The 7493-nt window shown below is 41.9% G+C and carries 8 protein-coding genes; 5 read left to right on the top strand and 3 right to left on the bottom strand.

The window, feature by feature from the left end:
• Positions 1-436: 436 nt before the first annotated feature.
• The 4 genes from thrS (at position 437) to rplT (ending at position 3696) form a co-directional block, all read left to right on the top strand.
• Positions 437-2374, top strand: a complete 1938-nt coding sequence (gene thrS / locus B4Q04_RS12615) for a threonine--tRNA ligase (RefSeq protein WP_046287951.1) — start codon at positions 437-439, stop codon at positions 2372-2374.
• A gap of 32 nt (positions 2375-2406) precedes the next feature.
• Positions 2407-2961, top strand: a complete 555-nt coding sequence (gene infC, locus B4Q04_RS12610; RefSeq protein ID WP_084724353.1) for a translation initiation factor IF-3 — start codon at positions 2407-2409, stop codon at positions 2959-2961.
• A 104-nt stretch (positions 2962-3065) separates the two neighbouring features.
• On the top strand, positions 3066-3263 hold the full coding sequence (gene rpmI / locus B4Q04_RS12605; RefSeq protein ID WP_013994375.1) for a 50S ribosomal protein L35: 198 nt from the start codon (positions 3066-3068) through the stop codon (positions 3261-3263).
• An 88-nt stretch (positions 3264-3351) separates the two neighbouring features.
• Complete coding sequence (rplT, locus tag B4Q04_RS12600) at positions 3352-3696, top strand: 50S ribosomal protein L20 (protein ID WP_013994374.1); 345 nt, start codon at positions 3352-3354, stop codon at positions 3694-3696.
• A 53-nt stretch (positions 3697-3749) separates the two neighbouring features.
• Here the strand turns inward: rplT and B4Q04_RS12595 are convergent, their stop codons facing one another.
• Positions 3750-4172 carry a secondary thiamine-phosphate synthase enzyme YjbQ gene (locus B4Q04_RS12595; RefSeq protein ID WP_013994373.1) on the bottom strand — a complete coding sequence of 141 codons (423 nt, stop codon included), beginning with the start codon at positions 4170-4172 and terminating at the stop codon, positions 3750-3752.
• Positions 4173-4265: 93 nt separating this feature from the next.
• On the opposite strand from B4Q04_RS12595, the gene B4Q04_RS12590 reads away from it, so the two are divergent.
• Positions 4266-5066, top strand: a complete 801-nt coding sequence (locus B4Q04_RS12590) for an HAD family hydrolase (RefSeq protein ID WP_088697012.1) — start codon at positions 4266-4268, stop codon at positions 5064-5066.
• A gap of 15 nt (positions 5067-5081) precedes the next feature.
• On the opposite strand, the gene B4Q04_RS12585 is transcribed toward B4Q04_RS12590, so the two are convergent.
• Positions 5082-5486 (bottom strand): hypothetical protein, encoded by a 405-nt coding sequence (locus B4Q04_RS12585; protein ID WP_013994371.1) that lies wholly within the window; start codon positions 5484-5486, stop codon positions 5082-5084.
• Positions 5483-7429, bottom strand: a complete 1947-nt coding sequence (locus B4Q04_RS12580) for a hypothetical protein (protein ID WP_123772370.1) — start codon at positions 7427-7429, stop codon at positions 5483-5485. Before B4Q04_RS12580 ends, B4Q04_RS12585 begins: the two co-directional genes overlap by 4 nt.
• Positions 7430-7493 lie beyond the last annotated feature (64 nt).

Here is a 7493-nt window from a genome sequence, read left to right as displayed (position 1 = left end):
CGGCCGTAAAAAACAATATTTCAAAAGGAACGTTTACTCTTTGTTTACCCTCGCTTAACAAACATCTTCATACCTGTTTTGCGGGCTGCAAATGTAAGACCCTTTTTTAATTCTCAAAGAGTTTTTTTAAACTTTTTTCAAGTTTTTTACAACTTCCTTACAGCGAGGGAATTACAATCCTTAAAAATTAGAGGGCCTTAAAATTAGACCTTTTTATCGATCCACACAATAGGCAAACGGTACTTTTTACTCAATTTTAAGATTATTATGCCCTTAACCTAGATTTTTCCATAAACTAACCATAGCTTCACAATCGCCCTTAACTATATATATACCCCCTCCTCTATATATAGAACCCTAATAAACTTGATACTATATATTGTATGCGTTGCGGCGGAATACTATCTTTGCACCCTTATTAAAAACAATGGGCAAGATGAAAATTACATTACCGGACGGAAGTATAAGGGAATATGCCAAAGGAAGCACTCCTATGGATATCGCTAAAAGCATAAGTGAAGGTCTGGCGCGGAACGTAATTTCCGCAAAATTTAATGACACGGTAGTAGAAACCGTTACCCCCCTTAACGAAGACGGGGCCTTGGTACTCTACACCTGGAACGACAAGGAAGGCAAAAAAGCGTTTTGGCACTCTTCTTCCCATATTGTGGCCCAGGCCCTAGAAGAGCTCTACCCCGGTATTAAACTGACCATCGGGCCCGCTATTGAAAATGGTTTTTATTACGACGTTGATTTCGGCGAGCATACAATTTCGGAAAAGGATTTCCCGGCCATCGAAAAAAAGGCCCTGGAAATCGCCAGGGGGAAGCACGATTTTAAAATGCGCCCCGTATCCAAGGCCGATGCCCTAGCGCTATACAAAAAGCAAGGGAACGAGTTCAAGGTAGAACTGATCGAAAACCTTGAAGACGGCACCATCAGCTTTTGCGACCACGACACTTTTACCGATTTATGCCGAGGCGGCCACATCCCCAACACCGGGATCGTAAAGGCCATTAAAATATTGAACGTTGCCGGAGCCTATTGGCGAGGTGATGAAAACAAACCGCAACTGACAAGGGTCTACGGTATTTCTTTTCCTAAACAGAAAGAACTTACCGAATACCTAGCCCTTATAGAAGAGGCTAAAAAACGCGACCATAGAAAACTGGGCAAAGAGCTTGAGCTTTTTACCTTTTCACAGAAAGTAGGCCAAGGTTTACCCCTATGGCTTCCAAAAGGCGCGGCCCTAAGGGAGCGTCTGGAGAATTTCTTGAAAAAGGCCCAAAAGAAAGCGGGCTACGAAATGGTAGTTACCCCACACATCGGACAAAAGGAGCTTTATGTTACTTCAGGCCACTACGAAAAATACGGGGCCGATAGCTTCCAGCCTATCCACACCCCTAAGGAAGACGAGGAGTTCTTGTTAAAACCCATGAACTGTCCGCACCACTGTGAAATATACAACTCTCGGCCGTTCAGCTACAGGGAACTCCCTAAAAGGTATGCCGAATTCGGTACGGTATATAGATATGAGCAAAGCGGTGAACTTCACGGCTTGACCCGGGTAAGGGGCTTTACCCAAGATGATGCACACATTTTCTGTACTCCCGACCAGTTGGATGAAGAGTTCAAGAGTGTAATCGACCTTTCCTTATATGTATTAGGCTCTTTAGGTTTTGAAGATTTTACCGCCCAAGTATCGGTAAGAGACCTTGATACCCCCGAAAAATACATCGGTACCGTAGAGAATTGGGAAAAAGCCGAAAATGCCATCATCAATGCCGCCCAAGAAAAAGGTCTTGACTACATCATTGAAAAAGGTGAAGCTGCATTTTACGGTCCGAAATTGGACTTTATGGTGAAGGATGCCCTAGGCAGACAATGGCAGTTGGGTACCATACAAGTAGACTACAATCTTCCGGAACGCTTTGACCTTACCTATAAAGGAAGTGATAACGAACTGCATAGGCCGGTAATGATTCACCGTGCCCCCTTCGGTAGCATGGAACGCTTCATCGCCCTGTTACTTGAACATACGGGAGGAAATTTCCCGCTTTGGCTGATTCCGGAACAAGCTATTGTATTGCCAGTGAGCGAGAAACATGAAAAATATGCGGAAAAAGTTTTAAAATCCTTAGAAAATGACGAAATTCGCGCCCTCATTGATGATAGGAATGAAACTGTAGGCAAGAAAATACGTGAAGCCGAAATGAACAAAATTCCTTTTATGCTAATCGTCGGGGAAAATGAAGAAGCGTCGAACACCATTTCCGTTCGCAGACATGGTGGGGAAGATTTAGGTTCTATTTCCCTAGAACAATTTTCAGACTTGGTAACTAAAGAAATAAATAGTACTTTAAAGTCGTTTTAAAAAAAATTAAGTTTAACTAAAAAGAATTAGTCATAGCAATACGTAAAAGATTTAGGCCCCAACCTAGGAGGGAAAATAAAAACCCTCACAAAATCAATGAAAAAATATTAGCACCTAAGGTAAGGTTGGTAGGTGATAATGTCGAGGTCGGGGTATACCCGATACGCGAAGCACTGAACAAATCGGAAGAAATGGGTCTTGACTTGGTCGAGATATCACCAAAGGCGGAACCACCGGTTTGTAAGATTATAGATTACAAGAAGTTTCTTTACGAACAAAAGAAGCGTGAAAAAGTCATGAAGGCGAAGGCCACCAAGGTTATCGTCAAGGAAATCCGTTTCGGACCGAATACCGACGACCATGATTATGACTTTAAAAAGAAGCACGCCGAAAAGTTTTTGCAAGACGGAGCCAAATTGAAGGCCTACGTTTTCTTTAAGGGACGTTCTATAGTATATAAGGACAAAGGTGAAATTCTACTTTTAAAGCTTGCCCAAGATTTGGAAGAGTGGGGTAAAGTAGAACAACTACCTAGACTAGAGGGCAAACGAATGACCATGTTCATTGCCCCTAAAGCAAAAAAATAAAAGTAGTACGGTTCAAACCGTATTACCCAAAAGATACTGAGCTCTGTCCGTCTTATGGCGGACAGTTTCAGCATAAATAAGTGAGATTCATATAAATAGGAAAAATGCCTAAACAGAAAACAAAATCGAGTGCCAAGAAGCGTTTTAAGCTTACCGGTACCGGTAAAATCAAAAGAAAGCACGCTTTTAAGAGTCACATCTTGACTAAAAAGTCTAAAAAGCGTAAGCTTAAGTTAACCCATGATGGACTAGTTCATCAGTCAGACGTTAACAGTATTAAAGAACAGTTGCGTTTAAAGTAACATTCTTTCGGTAACAAAGTATTAACCATGGAGTTGGGCTCTAAAAGTGTGCAGCAAATTGCACCGCCTACTACAAAAATTAAAAATTATGCCAAGATCAGTAAATGCAGTTGCTTCCAGAGCCAGAAGAAAAAAGGTGATGAAGCAGGCCAAAGGTTACTTTGGAAGACGTAAAAACGTTTGGACAGTAGCCAAAAATGCGGTAGAAAAAGCAATGTTATATGCTTACCGCGACAGAAGAAACAAAAAGAGAACTTTCCGTGCCCTATGGATTACCCGTATTAATGCAGGTGCCCGTTTACACGGATTGTCTTACTCCCAGTTTATGGGGAAATTAAAAGCGAACGACATTGAGTTGAACAGAAAGGTTCTTGCCGATTTGGCCATGAACCATCCGGAAGCTTTTAAAGCCATCGTAGACAAGGTTAAATAAATTAAGAATATATCTCACTTAGAAAAAATCCGGTACGTTTGTACCGGATTTTTTTATTCCCCAAAAGCGGTAAGCACCAAGTTTCTTCCCGATGCATGGTCCCTATGCTCACATAGGTAAACCCCTTGCCAAATCCCTAAGTTCAATCTTCCATTGCTTATCGGTATTTGTACCGATGCGCCCATTAAAGACGCTTTTATGTGTGCTGGCATATCATCGGGCCCTTCATAGGTATGAATGTAATACGGCGCGTTCTCGGGCACCATCACGTTCATATGGCTTTCAAAATCGGTTCGTACGGTCGGGTCGGCATTTTCGTTGACCGTCAAGCTGGCCGAGGTGTGCTTTATAAAAATCTGGCACATACCTACCTTTATCTTCTTAAGCTCGGGAAAGGCGTACAAAATCTCTTCGGTCACTAAGTGAAAACCCCGTTTGTATCCTTTTAACCTTATCTCTTTCTGGAAAAATTTCATGGGTGTTTTTATATGAAATAAATGTAAAACTTTCTAAATACGAAGCCTAATTAAATTTTGAACAGATACCTTTGCATCTTCTAAAAAATGCATATGGACCTATCGAAAGTAAAAATGGTCGTCACCGATATGGACGGCACTTTATTGAACTCCAACCACCAAGTAAGCGATCGCTTTTTTGAACTCTTTGAAATCATGAAGCAAAGAGGGATCATTTTCGTTGCCGCCAGTGGAAGACAGTACCATAGTATTGTAGACAAGTTGCAACCCATTAAAAACGATATTGTCGTAATTGCGGAAAACGGCGGCTTTGCCATGCAAAGGGATATTGAGCTCTTAGCCACCCCCCTACCCTATGCGGCCAAGAATTCGGTTCTTAATGTATTGGATTCCATCGAGAACATCCATCCCGTTCTTTGTGGGAAGCACAATGCCTATATCAAAAACAATTCAAAGGAATTCGAAGCCAAGCTACGGGAGTATTATACCGACTTTAAGATGGTAGACGACCTCAAGGAGTTTGACGGCGAGATCCTAAAGATTGCCATCTACCACTTTGAGAGTTCCGAAAAATACATTTACCCTTCGGTAGCGCATTTAGAAGGCTCATTAAAAGTAAAGGTCTCCGGTGAAAACTGGGTAGACATTTCGAGTCCTGATGCCCATAAAGGATACGCCCTTCAGAAAGTCCAGGAACGCTTTAACGTCAGCCCGGCAGAAACCATGGTTTTTGGCGATTATAACAATGACCTTGAAATGTTGGCCCTAGCTGATTTCAGCTTTGCGATGGAAAATGCACACCCCAATGTAAAGAAAGCCGCCAACTACCTTACCGCCCATAACGATGATTTTGGTGTGGAACGCATTCTCGAAAAATTGGTGAACGCCCAATAACAAACGAAATACACGTTATTCTATAAAAATTTTAGCCTCGACCGATTCGTACTCATAGACGGATAGATTTATCGTCTCTGACAATATGATGCTAGAGTTAGGGGCTATTTTCCTGTAGATACTTTTATAATGACCTATTTCACGGCCATCCTTCGTCTTCACCTTAAAGAATACGTTGTATTTTTTTTCGGGCGATAAAAAAATATCTTCGGACCGGTTCACCACCTCGTAATCGACTTTAATGGAATTCGTCTCCTTGCGCAACTCTTGAACATATACAACTTTCACTTCTAACTCAAACTCATTCGGCGCCGTTTCATGGTGGGAAGAAGACATCTCGTAGCCTTGATAGGCCCAGGAACCACAACTATTCAGTGCCAGCACCAAAACGACGGTCCCTATCAGCGGAATCCTTTTCATTTAACGAAAATCGATAATATATTGGCTACCCTCCGGTCGTCGTGTAAATTCTTGTGCTTTGCCCCTATCTCTTCTTCATCGGCCCTGTACAGTTCATAATAAACCTTCAACTCCTTATTCAAAAATTGAAGGGCGCTATGATGCAAATACTGACCTATTGAAGTATCGGCCACAAAAAGGGATACATAGGTTTTTTGATATTTCTTAAACAGTTGCTTGAACAATTTGGGGTTGGCCTCATAAGACACCTTATCCTCTGAAGAAAGTTCCTCAAGTAAGGTTTCCAATAAAGGAAGGCTCCTAATCGTTTCATTGTTGATCAGCAACATCTTGTCGGAAAGCAAATCGATGTTCTTGTAAAGCGCTCTTTTATCTTCCTTTTCATCCCCTTGCCATTGGTGCAAAACCACCAAAAGTTTGTCTAAAATCTTCTGCATCTCTTCCCAGTCATCTTGAGACTCCTTGTTCAAGGATACTTCCTTGTTGTAAATAGTGTAGAAATCGATTAGGTCTTGCGATATTTTCGAGGCTATGATCTTTTCATCTTCGTCGAGCACACTTAAATCGAGAAACTTAATTTCCTCCGACTCCTTTGCCGCACGATTGAATACCTCTACATAATAGGCGTCGGTCTCTTCGAAACCTACATCGGCATTGCCCCTTTCGTTGAACTTTCGGCCCAAGCGCTTCAGTTCTTCAAGGTATTGATAATGCCCTAGAATTTTACCCAAGAGATAGGCACGCTTCTTCCGCGTATCGAGAATAGACTGTGAGACTTCCAGCCTATTGGCCCCGAGGAGCCCTCCTGAATAGTTTTTATAATGCACATAACTTGGGTTGTGCGTACCCTGAAAGCCAACTTCGTCGAGGGGCTTCGGCGTATCGGTTCCGAAGAAGGCCTTTCGCTTAGCCATTTGTTCTTCGGGAAGTTGCTTCAGGTATTTATAACTCCCCCTGTAATCCAACTTTTCAATTTCCTGATACACCTCAAGGGCTTTTTCATCCTCGCCAAGTGCATGGTAGGCCCCGGAAATATTGGCCAATAGGCCCCAAACCACTTTCACCTGTTTTTTATCATGACTATCGTATTTCGATATTTCCTCCCGCCAAAAATCAATCTTTGGAAGCAATAGGGCCTCTATCTCCTTCTGATAGTTCGTTCCTAGCGCTACATCCGATAAGCTTTTTAAATCTTCGATCGAAGCTTGTATGCCGCTTAAATCAAAACCTTTTTTCTTCTTAAACGTATAGACATACAGCGACTTCTTTTTACGACGCAAATCAATAACGTCTTGCAAGTACTCCACCAGCTTATAATGCAAGGGTCCTGATACACTCCCGTTCGCACCTGCCATATACTTCTCTGCATTTTCCATAAAATGGGCCTTGGTCAATTCCAAAGCCTTTTTTTCACTGGTAATGGCGCTATTTTCGAAAGCATGTATCGAGTGCAAGGTATTGTAATCCTCTAGTTTTTTCTCGTGTAGAACTCGACCTTGGGCATCGGTAATCTCGATTTTTATACCGCTATGAAGTTTTAACTGGCCCTCATAACGCTCTGTCTCCTTTGATCCTTTCTTATCCTTATAGGCCGAAATCTCAAAAACGCTAGGTTCGGGAGTAAGAATAACCTTTATATCCGCCTCATCGATTCGCGTGGTTTGATACGACCAGAGATCGAGAAAGGTCACCAAATTCGAAGAAACCGTTATTCTTCCCTCCGTAGATTTCAAAAAAACCAACTTATCGCCATTCCCATGAATCTCGGCCGCAGATATCGTCAGGGGTTTCTCATCAATGGAAAAGGCTATTTTATTGGCTGCCCCTTGTATTATAGGGTAATTCCATGCGTAATAATCAATAGATCTCTGTTTCGGATTTTGTGCCACAGCGCTAAAAACCCATAATAGAAATAGTAGATATAGAGTGCTATTTTTCTTCAAAATAATTCTGTTTGTAATCAAACGAAAAAGGAATAAAAATATTGGGACATCAAGGTTCCGTCCG

The sequence above is a fragment of the Zobellia sp. OII3 genome (genome assembly GCF_002211465.1).
Taxonomy (GTDB): Bacteria; Bacteroidota; Bacteroidia; order Flavobacteriales; family Flavobacteriaceae; genus Zobellia; species Zobellia galactanivorans.
The sequence above is the reverse complement of the archived record's forward strand: the minus strand, read 5'-3'. Positions and strand labels throughout refer to the sequence as shown.

What these genes read in the sequence shown, in the direction of transcription:
- rpmI (WP_013994375.1), top strand. Translation starts at nt 3,066, where the DNA reads ATGCCTAAACAGAAAACAAAATCGAGTGCCAAGAAGCGTTTTAAGCTT.
- B4Q04_RS12595 (WP_013994373.1), bottom strand. Translation starts at nt 4,172, where the DNA reads ATGAAATTTTTCCAGAAAGAGATAAGGTTAAAAGGATACAAACGGGGT.
- rplT (WP_013994374.1), top strand. Translation starts at nt 3,352, where the DNA reads ATGCCAAGATCAGTAAATGCAGTTGCTTCCAGAGCCAGAAGAAAAAAG.
- B4Q04_RS12585 (WP_013994371.1), bottom strand. Translation starts at nt 5,486, where the DNA reads ATGAAAAGGATTCCGCTGATAGGGACCGTCGTTTTGGTGCTGGCACTG.
- thrS (WP_046287951.1), top strand. Translation starts at nt 437, where the DNA reads ATGAAAATTACATTACCGGACGGAAGTATAAGGGAATATGCCAAAGGA.
- B4Q04_RS12590 (WP_088697012.1), top strand. Translation starts at nt 4,266, where the DNA reads ATGGACCTATCGAAAGTAAAAATGGTCGTCACCGATATGGACGGCACT.